This is a genomic window from Streptomyces sp. NBC_01244, from assembly GCF_035987325.1.
Lineage (GTDB): Bacteria > Actinomycetota > Actinomycetes > Streptomycetales > Streptomycetaceae > Streptomyces.
Window position 1 is genome coordinate 2,101,558 of the sequence record NZ_CP108488.1, and the last position, 15,077, is coordinate 2,116,634.

General features: G+C 70.8%; 14 protein-coding genes. 1 reads left to right on the top strand and 13 read right to left on the bottom strand.

Annotated elements, in window-relative coordinates; all coding sequences use genetic code 11:
* Position 1: 1 nt before the first annotated feature.
* The 6 genes from carB to pyrR form a co-directional block, all read right to left on the bottom strand.
* On the bottom strand, positions 2-3,310 hold the full coding sequence (carB, locus tag OG247_RS09165) for a carbamoyl-phosphate synthase large subunit (RefSeq protein WP_327251771.1): 3,309 nt from the start codon (positions 3,308-3,310) through the stop codon (positions 2-4).
* Positions 3,303-4,466 carry a glutamine-hydrolyzing carbamoyl-phosphate synthase small subunit gene (gene carA, locus OG247_RS09170; RefSeq protein ID WP_327251772.1) on the bottom strand — a complete coding sequence of 388 codons (1,164 nt, stop codon included), beginning with the start codon at positions 4,464-4,466 and terminating at the stop codon, positions 3,303-3,305. Before carA ends, carB begins: the two co-directional genes overlap by 8 nt.
* Positions 4,463-5,047: a PH-like domain-containing protein gene (locus OG247_RS09175; protein ID WP_327251773.1), complete on the bottom strand. Its 585-nt coding sequence runs from the start codon at positions 5,045-5,047 to the stop codon at positions 4,463-4,465. Before OG247_RS09175 ends, carA begins: the two co-directional genes overlap by 4 nt.
* Positions 5,044-6,330, bottom strand: coding sequence for a dihydroorotase (locus OG247_RS09180; RefSeq protein WP_327251774.1), 1,287 nt, complete (start codon positions 6,328-6,330; stop codon positions 5,044-5,046). Before OG247_RS09180 ends, OG247_RS09175 begins: the two co-directional genes overlap by 4 nt.
* 2 nt (positions 6,331-6,332) lie before the next feature.
* Positions 6,333-7,322 (bottom strand): aspartate carbamoyltransferase catalytic subunit, encoded by a 990-nt coding sequence (locus OG247_RS09185; protein WP_327251775.1) that lies wholly within the window; start codon positions 7,320-7,322, stop codon positions 6,333-6,335.
* Positions 7,323-7,475: 153 nt separating this feature from the next.
* Positions 7,476-8,072, bottom strand: a complete 597-nt coding sequence (pyrR, locus tag OG247_RS09190) for a bifunctional pyr operon transcriptional regulator/uracil phosphoribosyltransferase PyrR (RefSeq protein ID WP_327251776.1) — start codon at positions 8,070-8,072, stop codon at positions 7,476-7,478.
* A 240-nt stretch (positions 8,073-8,312) separates the two neighbouring features.
* On the opposite strand from pyrR, the gene bldD reads away from it, so the two are divergent.
* Complete coding sequence (bldD, locus tag OG247_RS09195; protein WP_069929708.1) at positions 8,313-8,813, top strand: transcriptional regulator BldD; 501 nt, start codon at positions 8,313-8,315, stop codon at positions 8,811-8,813.
* A gap of 172 nt (positions 8,814-8,985) precedes the next feature.
* Here the strand turns inward: bldD and nusB are convergent, their stop codons facing one another.
* From nusB to aroC, 7 genes are all read right to left on the bottom strand, one after another.
* Complete coding sequence (gene nusB, locus OG247_RS09200; protein WP_214948214.1) at positions 8,986-9,423, bottom strand: transcription antitermination factor NusB; 438 nt, start codon at positions 9,421-9,423, stop codon at positions 8,986-8,988.
* 2 nt (positions 9,424-9,425) lie between these two features.
* Positions 9,426-9,992, bottom strand: coding sequence for an elongation factor P (gene efp / locus OG247_RS09205; protein WP_327251777.1), 567 nt, complete (start codon positions 9,990-9,992; stop codon positions 9,426-9,428).
* 59 nt (positions 9,993-10,051) lie between these two features.
* On the bottom strand, positions 10,052-11,161 hold the full coding sequence (locus tag OG247_RS09210; RefSeq protein ID WP_327251778.1) for an aminopeptidase P family protein: 1,110 nt from the start codon (positions 11,159-11,161) through the stop codon (positions 10,052-10,054).
* 81 nt (positions 11,162-11,242) lie between these two features.
* Positions 11,243-12,001 carry an AAA family ATPase gene (locus OG247_RS09215; protein WP_327251779.1) on the bottom strand — a complete coding sequence of 253 codons (759 nt, stop codon included), beginning with the start codon at positions 11,999-12,001 and terminating at the stop codon, positions 11,243-11,245.
* Positions 12,002-12,167: 166 nt separating this feature from the next.
* Positions 12,168-13,259, bottom strand: coding sequence for a 3-dehydroquinate synthase (gene aroB, locus OG247_RS09220; RefSeq protein WP_327251780.1), 1,092 nt, complete (start codon positions 13,257-13,259; stop codon positions 12,168-12,170).
* Positions 13,256-13,738, bottom strand: a complete 483-nt coding sequence (locus OG247_RS09225) for a shikimate kinase (protein ID WP_327257398.1) — start codon at positions 13,736-13,738, stop codon at positions 13,256-13,258. The genes aroB and OG247_RS09225 overlap by 4 nt, the downstream gene beginning before the upstream one ends.
* A 44-nt stretch (positions 13,739-13,782) precedes the next feature.
* Entirely contained in the window at positions 13,783-14,967 is a 1,185-nt protein-coding gene (gene aroC, locus OG247_RS09230; protein WP_327251781.1) for a chorismate synthase, read from the bottom strand.
* Positions 14,968-15,077: the final 110 nt, after the last annotated feature.

The following is a 15,077-nucleotide window of genomic DNA, read 5'->3' on the forward strand; positions in this document are numbered from 1 at the left end:
ACTAGTCGCGGGCCGCGGTCAGCCGCTCCGCGTGCTCCTGGAGCGAGCGGACGCCCACGTCGCCGCGGTTGAGCGCGTCGATGCCCTGGACGGCCGCGGCGAGCGCCTGGACCGTGGTCAGGCACGGGACTCCGCGCGCCACGGCGGCCGTACGGATCTCGTAGCCGTCGAGGCGGCCACCGGTGCCGTACGGGGTGTTGACGATCAGGTCGACCTGGCCGTCGTGGATGAGCTGGACGATGGTCTTCTCGCCGTCCGGGCCCTCGCCCTCGCTGAGCTTGCGCACGACGGTGGCGTTGATGCCGTTGCGGCGCAGGACCTCGGCGGTGCCGGAGGTGGCCATCAGCTCGAAGCCGTGGGCGACGAGCTCGCGGGCCGGGAAGATCATCGTGCGCTTGTCGCGGTTGGCGACGGAGATGAAGGCGCGGCCCTTGGTGGGCAGCGGGCCGTAGGCGCCGGCCTGCGACTTGGCGTACGCCGTGCCGAAGACGGAGTCGATGCCCATGACCTCGCCGGTGGAGCGCATCTCCGGGCCCAGCACGGTGTCGACGCCGCGGCCGTGGATGTCGCGGAAGCGCGACCACGGCATGACGGCCTCCTTGACGGAGATCGGCGCGTCGAGGGGCAGGGTGCCGCCGTCGCCGGTCTTCGGGAGCATGCCCTCTTCGCGGAGCTCGGCGATGGTGGTGCCGAGCGAGATGCGGGCGGCGGCCTTCGCGAGCGGTACGGCGGTCGCCTTCGAGGTGAAGGGGACGGTCCGGGAGGCGCGCGGGTTGGCCTCCAGGACGTAGAGGATGTCACCCGCCATCGCGAACTGGATGTTGATCAGGCCGCGGACGCCGACGCCCTTGGCGATGGCCTCGGTCGAGGCGCGCAGGCGCTTGATGTCGTAGCCGCCGAGGGTGATCGGGGGCAGGGCGCAGGCCGAGTCGCCGGAGTGGATGCCGGCTTCCTCGATGTGCTCCATGACGCCGCCGAGGTAGAGCTCGTGGCCGTCGTAGAGGGCGTCGACGTCGATCTCGATCGCGTCGTCGAGGAACCGGTCGACCAGCACGGGGCGGGTCGGCGAGATCTCGGTGGACTCGGCGATGTACGAGGACAGTCGGTCCTCGTCGTAGACGATCTCCATGCCGCGGCCGCCGAGCACGTACGAGGGGCGTACGAGGACGGGGTAGCCGATCTCGTCGGCGATGGCCTTGGCGCCGGCGAAGGTGGTGGCGGTGCCGTGCTTGGGGGCGGGCAGGCCGGCCTCGGCGAGGACCTGGCCGAAGGCGCCGCGGTCCTCGGCGGCGTGGATGGCCTCCGGCGGGGTGCCGACGACCGGGACGCCGTTGTCCTTCAGCGCCTGGGCGAGGCCCAGGGGGGTCTGGCCACCGAGCTGGACGATGACACCGGCGATGGGGCCGGCCAGCGATTCGGCGTGGACGATCTCCAGCACGTCTTCGAGCGTGAGCGGCTCGAAGTACAGGCGGTCGGAGGTGTCGTAGTCGGTGGAGACGGTCTCCGGGTTGCAGTTGACCATCACGGTCTCGTAGCCGGCGTCGCTGAGGGCGAAGGAGGCGTGGACGCAGGAGTAGTCGAACTCGATGCCCTGGCCGATGCGGTTCGGGCCGGAGCCCAGGATGATGACCGCGGGCTTCTCGCGCGGGGCGACCTCGGACTCCTCGTCGTAGGACGAGTAGAAGTACGGGGTCTTCGCGGCGAACTCGGCGGCGCAGGTGTCGACCGTCTTGTAGACCGGGCGGACGCCGAGCGCGTGGCGGACCTCGCGGACCACGTCCTCGCGCAGGCCGCGGATCTCGGCGATCTGGTAGTCGGAGAAGCCGTGGCGCTTGGCCTCGGCGAGCAGCTCGGGGTAGAGCTTGTCGGCGGCGGCCAGCTCGTCCGCGATCTCCTTGATGAGGAAGAGCTGGTCGACGAACCAGGGGTCGATCTTCGTGTACTCGAAGACCTCTTCCTGGGTGGCGCCGGCGCGGATGGCCTGCATGACGGTGTTGATGCGGCCGTCGGTGGGGCGGACCGCGGTGGCGAGGAGCTCTTCCTTGTCGCCGGTGGGGCCGACGAAGGTGAACTGCGAGCCCTTCTTCTCCAGCGAGCGCAGGGCCTTCTGCAGGGCCTCGGTGAAGTTGCGGCCGATGGCCATGGCCTCGCCCACCGACTTCATGGTGGTGGTGAGGGTGGCGTCGGCGAGCGGGAACTTCTCGAAGGCGAAGCGCGGGGCCTTGACGACGACGTAGTCGAGGGACGGCTCGAAGGAGGCCGGCGTCTTCTCGGTGATGTCGTTGGGGACCTCGTCGAGCGTGTAGCCGATGGCCAGCTTGGCGGCGATCTTGGCGATCGGGAAGCCGGTGGCCTTCGACGCGAGCGCCGAGGAGCGCGAGACGCGCGGGTTCATCTCGATGACGATGACGCGGCCGTCGACCGGGTCGATCGCGAACTGGATGTTGCAGCCGCCGGTGTCGACGCCGACCTCGCGGATGATCGCGATGCCGATGTCGCGCAGCCGCTGGTACTCGCGGTCGGTGAGCGTCATCGCCGGGGCGACGGTGATCGAGTCACCGGTGTGGACGCCCATCGGGTCGAAGTTCTCGATGGAGCAGACGACGACGACGTTGTCCTTGGTGTCGCGCATCAGCTCCAGCTCGTACTCCTTCCAGCCGAGGATGGACTCCTCCAGGAGCACCTCGGTGGTCGGGGAGAGCATCAGGCCCTGGCCGGCGATGCGGCGCAGCTCGTCCTCGTCGTGGGCGAAGCCGGAGCCGGCGCCGCCCATGGTGAAGGAGGGGCGCACGACGACGGGGTAGCCGCCGAGGGTGTCGACGCCCTGGATGACGTCGTCCATCGTGTGGCAGATGACCGAGCGGGCGGACTCGCCGTAGCCGATCTTGGCGCGGACGGCTTCGACGACGCCCTTGAAGAGGTCGCGGTCCTCGCCCTTGTTGATCGCCTCGACGTTGGCGCCGATGAGCTCGACGTTGTACTTCGCCAGCACACCCTGCTCGTGCATGGAGATGGCGGTGTTCAGCGCGGTCTGGCCACCGAGGGTCGGGAGCAGCGCGTCGGGGCGCTCCTTCGCGATGATCTTCTCGACGAACTCGGGGGTGATCGGCTCGACGTACGTGGCGTCGGCGATCTCCGGGTCGGTCATGATCGTGGCGGGGTTGGAGTTCACCAGGATCACCCGCAGGCCCTCGGCCTTGAGGATGCGGCAGGCCTGGGTCCCGGAGTAGTCGAACTCGGCGGCCTGGCCGATGACGATCGGGCCGGAGCCGATGACCAGGACGGACTGGATATCGGTGCGCTTAGGCACGATCGGCCTCCATCTGGGCGGTGTTCATCAAAGACGTGAAGCGGTCGAAGAGGTACGCGGCGTCGTGCGGGCCGGCGGCGGCTTCGGGGTGGTACTGGACGGAGAAGGCCGGCTGGTCGAGCAGCTGGAGGCCTTCCACGACGTTGTCGTTCAGGCAGACGTGGGAGACCTCGGCGCGGCCGTAGGCGGTCTCGGACACCTTGTCGAGGGGCGCGTCCACGGCGAAGCCGTGGTTGTGCGCGGTGATCTCGACCTTGCCGGTGGTGCGGTCCTGGACCGGCTGGTTGATGCCGCGGTGGCCGTACTTCAGCTTGTAGGTGCCGAAGCCGAGCGCGCGGCCCAGGATCTGGTTGCCGAAGCAGATGCCGAAGAGCGGGGTCTTGCGGGCGAGGACGCCCTGCATGACGGAGACCGCGTGGTCGGCGGTGGCCGGGTCGCCCGGGCCGTTGGAGAAGAACACGCCGTCGGGGTTGACCGCGTACACGTCCTCGACGGTGGCGGTGGCGGGGAGCACGTGCACCTCGATGCCGCGCTCGGCCATCCGGTGCGGGGTCATGCCCTTGATGCCGAGGTCCACGGCGGCGACGGTGAACTTCTTCTCACCGATCGCGGGGACGACGTACGTCTCCTTGGTGGCGACCTCGGCGGAGAGGTCGGCGCCCTTCATCTGCGGGGCGGCCTGGACCTTGGCCAGCAGCGCCTCGTCGCGCACGCCCTCCCAGGCCTCGCCCGAGAAGATGCCGACGCGCATGGCGCCGCGCTCGCGCAGGTGGCGGGTCAGGGCGCGGGTGTCGATGCCGGAGATCCCGACGACGCCCTGGTTGACGAGCTCCTCGTCCAGCGAGCGCACCGAGCGCCAGTTGGAGGGGACGCGGGCGGGGTCGCGTACGACGTACCCGGCGACCCAGATGCGGGAGGACTCGGGGTCCTCGTCGTTGACTCCGGTGTTACCCACGTGCGGGGCGGTCATCACGACGACCTGCCGGTGGTACGACGGGTCGGTGAGGGTTTCCTGGTAGCCGGTCATGCCGGTGGAGAACACGGCCTCGCCGAAGGTCTCCCCCACAGCGCCGTAGGCGCGGCCGCGGAAGATCCGACCGTCCTCCAGGACGAGTACGGCGGGAGCTTTGGCTGCTCCCCTGGTGGAGGTCGTCATCGTTCGGCGCCTTCCGTCGTGGTGATTGAGTGGTTCATGTCGTTGATCGCTTCGACCCATGCGGCGTGTTCCGCCGCGCGGTCGGAGCGGAATCCGGAGTCGATCAGCCTGTCGCCGTGCGCCCATGTGACGACGAGGAGACCGCCCTCGGTGAGTACCTTGCCCGCGATTCCCTTGTCGAGGCGGGCGCCGCGCAGTTGCGCGGCCGGTACGAAGAAGTCGGTGGCACCCGGACGGACCACGTCGAGGCCCGCGTCGGTGAGCGTGAGCTCGACCCGGCTGCGGACGCCCAGTCCGTGGGCGACGATCCGGTCGAGCCATTGCCCGGCGGTGGTGGACCCGTGGTACCGGCCGGTCAGGGCCAGCCGGTGTTCGGGGAGACCGCCCGGGGCGGCGGGCAGCTCGGGCAGATCGCTCTGCAGGGTGCCGCGCCATTTCCAGCCCTGCCGCATCAGCCAGTACACGAACGCGATGAAGACGAGCAGACCGATCACCCACGCGATGCGGGCGCCCCAGTCCGTCACCTCCGCCGACTGTCGCTCGGCGGCCTCGGCGGCCAGTTGGATTACTGCAGGTGTCACGCCAGCGTCCCGTCCACGACCGTTGCCCGGCCCCGCAGGAAGGTGTGAGTGACGCGACCCGGCAGCTCACGGCCCTCGTAAGGCGTGTTGCGGCTGCGGGAGGCGAAGTGTGCGGGGTCCACGACACCACGGTACGAGGTATCGACCAAGGTCAGGTTCGCGGGTTCACCTGCCGAGACGGGGCGTCCGTGGTTCGGAAGGCTGCCGATGCGCGCCGGGGCGAAGGACATCCGCTCGGCGACGCCCGCCCAGTCGAGCAGTCCGGTCTCCACCATCGTCTGCTGGACGACGGAGAGCGCGGTCTCCAGGCCCACCATGCCCATGGCGGCGGCGGCCCACTCGCAGTCCTTGTCCTCGTGCGGGTGCGGGGCGTGGTCGGTGGCGACGATGTCGATCGTGCCGTCGGCCAGCGCCTCGCGCAGGGCCAGGACGTCGGCCGCGGTGCGCAGCGGCGGGTTGACCTTGTAGACCGGGTTGTACGAGCGCACGAGCTCGTCGGTGAGGAGCAGGTGGTGCGGGGTGACCTCGGCGGTGACGTCGATGCCGCGGGACTTGGCCCAGCGGATGATCTCGACGGAGCCGGCGGTGGAGAGGTGGCAGATGTGGACGCGGGAGCCGACGTGCTCGGCGAGCAGGACGTCGCGGGCGATGACCGATTCCTCGGCGACGGCCGGCCAGCCGCCGAGGCCGAGCTCGGCGGAGACGATGCCCTCGTTCATCTGGGCGCCCTCGGTGAGGCGGGGCTCCTGGGCGTGCTGGGCGACGACGCCGCCGAAGGCCTTCACGTACTCCAGGGCGCGGCGCATGATCACGGCGTCGTCCACGCACTTGCCGTCGTCGGAGAAGACGGTGACGCGGGCGGCGGACTCGTGCATGGCGCCCAGCTCGGAGAGCTGCTTGCCCTCCAGGCCGACGGTGACGGCTCCGATGGGCTGTACGTCGCAGTAGCCGGATTCCTTGCCCAGGCGCCACACCTGCTCGACGACGCCGGCGGTGTCGGCGACGGGGAAGGTGTTGGCCATGGCGAAGACGGCGGTGTAGCCGCCGGAGGCGGCGGCGCGGGTGCCGGTGAGGACGGTCTCGGAGTCCTCGCGGCCGGGCTCGCGCAGGTGGGTGTGGAGGTCGACGAGGCCGGGGAGGAGGACCTGGCCTTCGGCTTCGATGACGGTCGCGTCGCCGGCGTCGAGGCCGGTGCCGACGGCGGCGATGGTCTCGCCGTCGATCAGGACGTCCTGGACGTCGCCACCGAGTACCTTCGCGCCACGGATAAGGATCTTGCTCATCTTTACTTGCTCTCCTCGGTGCGGGGCGTGCTGGTGGTGGTGACGGCGGGCTCGGAGCCTCCGAGCAGCAGGTACAGGACGGCCATGCGGATCGAGACGCCGTTGGTTACCTGCTCGATGACCGTGCAGCGGTCGGAGTCGGCGACCTCGGCGGTGATCTCCATGCCGCGGACCATCGGGCCGGGGTGCATCACGATGGCGTGCTCGGGCATCCGCGCCATGCGGGCGCCGTCCAGGCCGTAGCGGCGGGAGTACTCGCGCTCGGTCGGGAAGAAGGCGGCGTTCATCCGCTCGCGCTGCACGCGCAGCATCATCACGGCGTCGGACTTCGGCAGCACCGCGTCCAGGCTGTACGAGATCTCGCAGGGCCAGGCCTCGACGCCGACGGGCACCAGGGTGGGCGGGGCCACCAGGGTGACCTGGGCGCCGAGGGTGTGCAGCAGGTGGACGTTGGAGCGGGCGACCCGGCTGTGCAGGACGTCGCCGACGATGGTGATCCGGCGTCCGTTCAGGTCCTTACCGAGCCCCGCGTCCTTGCCGACCAGGCGGCGGCGCATGGTGAAGGCGTCGAGCAGGGCCTGGGTGGGGTGCTCGTGGGTGCCGTCGCCGGCGTTGATCACCGGGGCGTCGATCCAGCCGGAGGTGGCGAGGCGGTAGGGGGCGCCGGAGGCGTGGTGGCGGATGACGACCGCGTCGACGCCCATGGCCTCCAGGGTCTGGGCGGTGTCCTTGAGGGACTCGCCCTTGGAGACGCTGGAGCCCTTGGCCGCGAAGTTGATGACATCGGCGGAAAGGCGCTTCTCGGCGGCCTCGAAGGAGATCCGGGTCCGGGTCGAGTCCTCGAAGAAGAGGTTGCAGATCGTACGGCCGCGCAGGGTGGGCAGCTTCTTGATCGGCCGGTCCGCGACGCGGGCCATCTCCTCGGCGGTGTCGAGGATCAGGACGGCATCGTCGCGCGTGAGATCGGCGGCCGAGATGAGGTGGCGCTTCATCCGGGTGCTCCGTAGGTCGGTGAATTCAAAGCCGTGGTGAGGTCAAAGCCGTGGGTGAGGCCAAAGCCCTGGGGAGGGCAGACGGGCTGGCTGGGGGTGCGGGCAGGGCAGGCTCCGGCGCGGACCCCGAGGGGGCCCGGCCGTCGCCAGGGGCTACTGCCCGGCTGCCCGGTCGGTCCGCTGGCCGAGCAGCACGGCGTCGCGGCCGTCCTCCTCCTGGACCTGGACCTGGACGTTCTCCCGCAGCGACGTGGGGAGGTTCTTGCCGACGTAGTCGGCGCGGATCGGCAGTTCGCGGTGGCCGCGGTCGACGAGGACCGCGAGCTGCACCGCGCGGGGGCGGCCGAGGTCGCCGAGGGCGTCGAGGGCGGCGCGGATGGTGCGGCCGGAGAAGAGAACGTCGTCGACGAGGACGACCAGGCGGCCGTCGATGTCGTCGCCGGGAATCTCGGTGCGGCCGATCGCCCGGGCCGGCTTCATCCGCAGGTCGTCGCGGTACATGGTGATGTCGAGGGAGCCGACCGGGATCTTCGCACCGGTGATCTCTTCGAGCTTGGCGGCCAGCCGGCGGGCGAGGAACACCCCGCGGGTGGGAATGCCGAGGAGCACCACATCGTCGGCGCCCTTGGCGCGTTCGACGATTTCGTGGGCGATACGGGTCAGAACGCGGGCGATGTCCTGCGCTTCGAGAACGGGGCGCATGACGTCGGCGGCTGTTTTCTGATCCTGCTGGTCGTGCTGAGTGTCCATGAAAAGGACCTCCTTCTCCGCCTCACGGGACGGACCTTAAAGGACGTCGGATGTACGCGTTCCACGGTACCAGGGGGATTCCCGCGACCTGGCATCGGGGCAGACCAGGACCCCTCTTACGTGGGCGTCGGAGACCATTCGGCTTGACGCATCCAAGTAACGCTGCGTAACCTCACAGTGAGTTACCAGCCGCGCGGCGGAGCCGCACGTGGTCATGTCGTCACAGCGTCCGGGAGCGTTATGTCCAGCGAATACGCCAAACAGCTCGGGGCCAAGCTCCGCGCCATCCGCACCCAGCAGGGCCTTTCCCTCCACGGTGTCGAGGAGAAGTCCCAGGGCCGGTGGAAGGCCGTGGTGGTCGGTTCTTACGAGCGCGGAGACCGCGCGGTGACCGTCCAGCGTCTTGCCGAGCTGGCGGACTTCTACGGGGTTCCGGTGCAGGAACTGCTGCCGGGTACGACCCCCGGCGGAGCGGCCGAGCCGCCGCCGAAGCTGCGCCTGGACCTGGAGCGCCTCGCCCACGTCCCCGCCGAGAAGGCCGGCCCGCTGCAGCGTTACGCGGCGACCATCCAGAGCCAGCGCGGCGACTACAACGGCAAGGTGCTCTCGATCCGCCAGGACGACCTGCGCACCCTCGCCGTCATCTACGACCAGTCGCCCTCGGTCCTGACCGAGCAGCTCATCAGCTGGGGCGTGCTGGACGCGGACGCGCGTCGCGCGGTGGCGCACGAGGACATCTAGTCCCCCAGGCCTCAGCAGAAACGTTTACCGGTGGGTGCCGGGAGCCGACAGGCTCCCGGCACCCACCGTTTTTCATGCCCGCGCAGGGGCCTGCGGCGCCTCCGGGGGTACGACGGAGGGCCCGCAGCGCGCGTGCGCTGCGGGCCCTCCGTTCTCGCCGTACCGGCGCCTGTCAGCTCTCGCTGCGGCGCAGCTTCGGCTTGAGGTCCTTGAAGCGGCCGAGCAGTCCGTTCACGAACGAGGGCGACTCGTCCGTGGAGAACTCCTTGGCCAGCTGGACGGCCTCGTCGATGGCCACGGCGTCCGGGGTTCCGTCGACCCAGATCAGCTCGTAGGCACCGAGACGCACGATGTTCCGGTCCACGACCGGCATGCGGTCGAGGTCCCAGTCCACGGCGTAGGTGGCGATCAGATCGTCGATGCGGTCCACCTTGTCGGCGTACCCCTCGACGAGTTCCATGGTGAACTCGTTCACCGCGGGCTGGCGGTCGGTGTCCGACCGCGAGTGGCGGACCCAGTCCGCGAGGACCTCGCGCACGGAGACCCCGCGCTGGTCGGCCTCGAACAGGATCTGGAAAGCGCGCTTGCGCGCGTTGCTCCGGGCAGCCACGGTTAGCTGTTCACCCGGCCGAGGTAGTCGCTGGTGCGGGTGTCGACCTTGATCTTCTCGCCGGTGTTGATGAAGAGCGGGACCTGGATCTCGTGGCCCGTCTCCAGCGTCGCCGGCTTGGTGCCACCGGTGGAACGGTCGCCCTGGACGCCCGGGTCGGTGTGCTGGATGGTCAGCTCGACGGCGGCCGGCAGCTCGACGTAGAGCACCTCGCCCTCGTGGCGGGCCACGGAGGCGGTGAAGCCCTCGATCAGGAAGTTGGCGGCGTCGCCGACGGCCTTCTTGCTGACCATGAGCTGGTCGAAGTCCTCCATGTCCATGAAGACGAAGTACTCGCCGTCCATGTAGGAGAACTGCATGTCACGGCGGTCGATGGTGGCCGTCTCGACCTTGGTGCCGGCGTTGAACGTCTTGTCGACGACCTTGCCGGACATGACGCTCTTCAGCTTGGTGCGCACGAAGGCCGGGCCCTTGCCGGGCTTGACGTGCTGGAACTCGACGACGGACCAGAGCTGGCCCCCGTCGAGCTTCAGCACCATGCCGTTCTTGAGGTCGTTCGTGGAAGCCACGGTGTGGGAATCTCCTGCACTGGAAGACCACGGGTGCGCGCACAGCCCGGCGAGGCGGGCTAGAGCGCGAGCAGCTCCTTGGTCGTAATGGTGAGTAGCTCGGGACCGCCGTCCGCCTCGGGGCGTACGACGAGCGTGTCATCGATCCGGACACCACCCCGGCCAGGGAGGTGAACCCCCGGTTCGACGGTGACCGGCACGCAAGCGTCCAGTTTACCCATGGCCGTAGGTGCAAGCTGCGGGTCCTCGTCGATTTCGAGACCGACACCGTGTCCGGTCCACGCCGCGAGGGCCTCCCCGTGACCGGCGGAGTCGAGTACGGAACGGGCCGCGTGATCCACATCGCGGTACGCGGCCCCGGGCAGCAGCGCCTCCCGGCCCGCCCGCTGGGCGGCGAAGACGAGTTCGTACAGCTCGATCTGCCAGTCGGCGGGGGTCGTGCCGATCACGAAGGTACGGCCGATCTCGCAGCGGTAGCCCCGGTAGTTCGCGCCGAGGCAGACGGAGAGGAAATCACCCTCCTCGACCCGCCGGTCGGAGGGCCGGTGCCGGGAGCGGCCGGAGTGCGGGCCGGTGCCGACGGAGGTCGGGAAGGCCGGGCCGTCGGCCCCGTGGTCCACGAGCCGGCGTTCCAGCTCCAGCGCGAGGTGCCGTTCGGTGCGGCCCACCAGGATCGATTCCAGCAGTTCCCCGAGGGCCTGGTCGGCGATCTCGGCGGCGATCCGCAGGCAGGCGATCTCCTCCTCGTCCTTGACGAGGCGCTGCTGTTCCACCGCGGTCCCCAGATCGGCCAGGCGCAGTCCGGGCGCCACCGAACCCAGGGCGCGGTGGCGGCCGACGGTGAGGTGGTGCTCCTCGACGGCGAGGGAGTCGGCGCGGGCCGCGGAGGCCGCGTCGGCCGCCGCGACGGCGGGATCCGCCCCGGGCCCGGCCAGCACGGAGAGCCGCAGGTTCTCGTCGAGCCGCCCCTCGTCGGCTTCCCCGGTGGGCTGCCCGGCGCAGAACAGCATGTCCTGACCCCCCGGACCGAGGAGCAGGACCGCGCCCAGCGGCGACGCCCCGGAGAGGTAACGGACGTTCGCCGGACGCGTGATGAGTGCGGCGGCGTTTCCGGCGGCCGCACAGCGGTCGCGAAGCAGGCCCCGGCGGGCCGCGTACACGTCTGACATGTTTCCGAGCCTACGAGCGCGGCGCGCATCCGGCCTGGTGAGCGCGGCCGTACGGGGGCCGGCCCGGTGCCGGGCGCCGGTTCAGTAGGCCGGCTGGGAGATGACCCGGGCCAGGGTCTCGTCCAGGGCGCGGGCGGTGCCCTCGACGTCCAGGTGGGAGTTGTCGATGATCGGCAGTCCGGATCCGTACCAGCCGGCCATCCGGCCGTGGATCCGCGCGACTTCCTCGTCGGAGAGCCGCCTGTTCCCGGAGCGGGCGGCGTTGCGCTCCAGGACGATCTCCAGGCCGGGCAGCAGGACGACCGGGAGCAGCGCGGGCCCGACGTGGCGCTTCCACCCGCCGAGGCCCACCACCGGCCGGTCCGGGAACACGGCGTCGTCGAGGATGCAGGAGATCCCGTTGGCCAGGAAGTTCCGGGCGGCGAACCCGCAGGTGCGGCGGGCGAGGCGGTACTGGGCCTCGGAGTGGTCGTTCCAGCCGGCCTGGGGATCCGCGAAGCCCGAGCAGACCCATTCCCGTACGTCGTCCAGGCTGATGTGCGCGGTGGGGACGGGCCGGGTGCCGGCCCAGTGGCGGGCCACCGTGGTCTTGCCCGCGCCCGCGGGGCCGATCAGCAGGACCGCGAGGGTGGCGCCGCCGGTGCCGGGAACGGCGGGCGGCAGCGGGACGTGCCCGGTGAACCCGTCCGGCGGAACCGGCGCGGCCAGGGGCGCGGCGTGCCCGGCGGGCATGGGAGGCGCGGGCCAGCCCGCCACCGGCCGTACCGGCGGCTGCGGGGGCGCCGCCGGGTGCTGATTCCCCGACGGCTCCCAGCCCCCGCCTCCCACTCCCTGCTGCATCCGCTGCCACTCCGTATCGTTCCACCACGACTGATGCGAGAACGTTATATGACCCCGGAGGCTCACCGGGCCACACGGTCGCGGGATGGCAGCTCCCCGGACGGGCGCAGACCGGCGCGGACCGGTTCAGACCGGTTCGTGCGGGTTCGTACCGGCCCTGGTGGACTCAGGCCGTGACCTCTCCGAAGGCTGCCACGAGGACGGCCGGGTCGGGACCCTCCAGGACGGTCGGCTTCGCCAGCCCGTCGAGGACGATGAAGCGCAGCAGGTCGCCCCGGGACTTCTTGTCGAGCTTCATGGTCTCCAGCAACTTGGGCCACTGGTCGCCGCGGTAGGTCAGCGGCAGCCCCACCGAGGCGAGGACGGCCTTGTGCCGGTCGGCCGTCCCGTCGTCGAGCCGGCCCGCGAGCCGGCCGAGCTCGGCGGCGAAGACCATGCCGACCGAGACGGCCGCGCCGTGGCGCCACTTGTAGCGCTCGTTCTTCTCGATGGCGTGCGCGAGGGTGTGTCCGTAGTTGAGGATCTCCCGCAGGCCCGATTCCTTGAGGTCGCTGGAGACCACGTCGGCCTTGACCTGGATGGAGCGGCAGATCAGCTCGGCCGTGTGCGGGCCCGCGGGCGTGCGCGCCGCCTCCGGGTCCGCCTCGATCAGGTCGAGGATCACCGGGTCGGAGATGAATCCGGCCTTGATGATCTCGGCGAGACCGCTGACGTAGTCGTTGACCGGCAGCGACTCCAGCGCGGCCAGGTCGCAGAGCACGCCGGCCGGCGGGTGGAAGGCGCCGACGAGGTTCTTGCCCTCGGCGGTGTTGATGCCGGTCTTGCCGCCGACGGCCGCGTCCACCATCGCCAGGATGGTGGTCGGGACGGCGATCCAGCGCACCCCGCGCAGCCAGGAGGCCGCGACGAAGCCCGCGAGGTCGGTGGTGGATCCCCCGCCGACGCCGACGATGGCGTCGGTGCGGGTGAAGCCGGACTGGCCCAGCGCCTTCCAGCAGTACGCCGCCACCTCGGCCGTCTTGGCCTCCTCGGCGTTCGGCACCTGGATGGCGACGGCCTCGTACCCCTGGGCCGCGAGGTCGTCGCGCAGGGCCTCACCGGTCGAGGCGAGGGCCTCGGGGTGGATGACGGCGACCCGCTGGGCCTTCGTACCGATCAGGGAGCCCAGCTCACCGAGCAGTTGCCGGCCGACCAGCACCTCGTAGGCATCGTGCCCGGCGCTCGCGCCGACCTGAATCCGCGTCACCTTGTCCGTCATGCGTTCTTCAACTCCAGAGCGTCGAGGACCGCCTGGGCGACCTCTTCGGGCGTGCGCTCGTCGGTGGCCACCACGACGCGCGCGACTTCGGTGTACAGGGGACGCCTGGCGTCCATCAGCTCGCGCCACTGGCGGCGCGGGTTGACGGCCAGCAGGGGGCGCGCGGCGCCGAGGCCCACGCGCTTGACCGCTTCCTCGACATCCATCGAGAGGTAGGCGACGGGCAGCCCGGTCAGCAGCTCGCGCGTCTTCTCGTCGAGGACGGCGCCGCCGCCGAGGGCGAGGACGCCCTCGTGGCCGGCGAGGGCCGCGGCCACCGCCTCCCGCTCCAGCTCACGGAAGTGCGGTTCGCCCTCGTCCACGAAGATGTCGGAGATCTCCCGGCCCTGGGCCGCGACGATGTCGGCGTCGGTGTCCCGGTAGGAGACTCCGAGCCGCCGGGCGATCAGCTCGCCGACGGTGGACTTGCCGGACCCCATGGGGCCGACGAGGACCACCAGGGGTCCGGTCGCGCTGGTGCCCGTCACCGGATCTGCAGGTTGTCGAGGTAGGACCGGACGTTGCGGCGCGTCTCGGGGACCGAGTCGCCGCCGAACTTCTCGACCACCGCGTCGGCCAGCACCAGGGCGACCATGGCCTCGGCGACGATGCCCGCGGCGGGCACGGCACAGACGTCGGAGCGCTGGTGGTGCGCGACGGTGGCCTCGCCGGTGGCGACGTCCACGGTCGCGAGGGCCTTCGGCACGGTCGCGATCGGCTTCATCGCGGCGCGTACGCGCAGCAGCTCGCCGGTGGTCAGCCCGCCCTCGGTGCCGCCGGAGCGGCCGGAGGTGCGCTTGATGCCCTCGGGGGTGTTCACGATCTCGTCGTGCGCCTGCGAGCCGGGCACGCGGGCCAGGTCGAAGCCGTCGCCGACCTCGACGCCCTTGATGGCCTGGATGCCCATGAGCGCGGCCGCGAGGCGCGCGTCGAGGCGGCGGTCCCAGTGCACGTGCGAGCCGAGGCCGACGGGCACCCCGTAGGCGAGGACCTCGACGACGCCGCCGAGGGTGTCGCCGTCCTTGTGGGCCTGGTCGATCTCCGCGACCATCGCCTTCGACGCGTCGGCGTCGAGGCAGCGCACCGGGTCGGCGTCGAGCTTCTCGACGTCCGCGGGGGTCGGGTAGACGCCGTACGGGGCCTTGGCGGCGGCCAGCTCCACGACGTGGGAGACGATCTCGATGCCCGCGACCTCCTTGAGGAAGGACCGGGCGACGGCGCCGAGGGCCACGCGGGCGGCGGTCTCCCGGGCGCTGGCGCGCTCCAGGATCGGCCGGGCCTCGTCGAAGCCGTACTTCTGCATGCCGGCCAGGTCGGCGTGACCGGGCCGCGGCCGGGTCAGCGGCGCGTTGCGGCCGGTTTCCTTGAGCAGCGAGGGGTCGACCGGGTCGGCCGACATGACCGTCTCCCACTTGGGCCACTCGCTGTTGCCCACCATCACGGCGACCGGGGAACCGAGGGAAAGTCCGTGGCGAACACCCCCGAGAAATGTCACCTCGTCCTGCTCGAACTTCATCCGGGCACCGCGGCCGTAGCCGAGCCGGCGCCGCGCCAGGTGGTCGGCCACCAGCTCGGTGGTGACCGGAACGCCGGCGGGAAGCCCCTCCAGCGTCGCTACCAGAGCCGGGCCGTGAGATTCCCCGGCCGTCAGCCAACGCAACCTGCTCAACGATGCTCCTCGTGCTCGCGCCTGATTCATCGATGGCGCGATCGGGTGCGCGGCCCTGACCCGCCTTCACCCGATCCTCCCATGTCCGGGCCGGTACACCGCCCTCCGGT

Coding starts and splice junctions, on each gene's coding strand:
- aroB (WP_327251780.1), bottom strand. CDS start 13,259: ATGACGGACAAGGTGACGCGGATTCAGGTCGGCGCGAGCGCCGGGCAC.
- OG247_RS09215 (WP_327251779.1), bottom strand. CDS start 12,001: ATGCAGCAGGGAGTGGGAGGCGGGGGCTGGGAGCCGTCGGGGAATCAG.
- OG247_RS09185 (WP_327251775.1), bottom strand. CDS start 7,322: ATGAAGCGCCACCTCATCTCGGCCGCCGATCTCACGCGCGACGATGCC.
- OG247_RS09225 (WP_327257398.1), bottom strand. CDS start 13,738: ATGGGGTCCGGCAAGTCCACCGTCGGCGAGCTGATCGCCCGGCGGCTC.
- pyrR (WP_327251776.1), bottom strand. CDS start 8,072: ATGGACACTCAGCACGACCAGCAGGATCAGAAAACAGCCGCCGACGTC.
- carA (WP_327251772.1), bottom strand. CDS start 4,466: ATGACGACCTCCACCAGGGGAGCAGCCAAAGCTCCCGCCGTACTCGTC.
- OG247_RS09180 (WP_327251774.1), bottom strand. CDS start 6,330: ATGAGCAAGATCCTTATCCGTGGCGCGAAGGTACTCGGTGGCGACGTC.
- OG247_RS09210 (WP_327251778.1), bottom strand. CDS start 11,161: ATGTCAGACGTGTACGCGGCCCGCCGGGGCCTGCTTCGCGACCGCTGT.
- bldD (WP_069929708.1), top strand. CDS start 8,313: ATGTCCAGCGAATACGCCAAACAGCTCGGGGCCAAGCTCCGCGCCATC.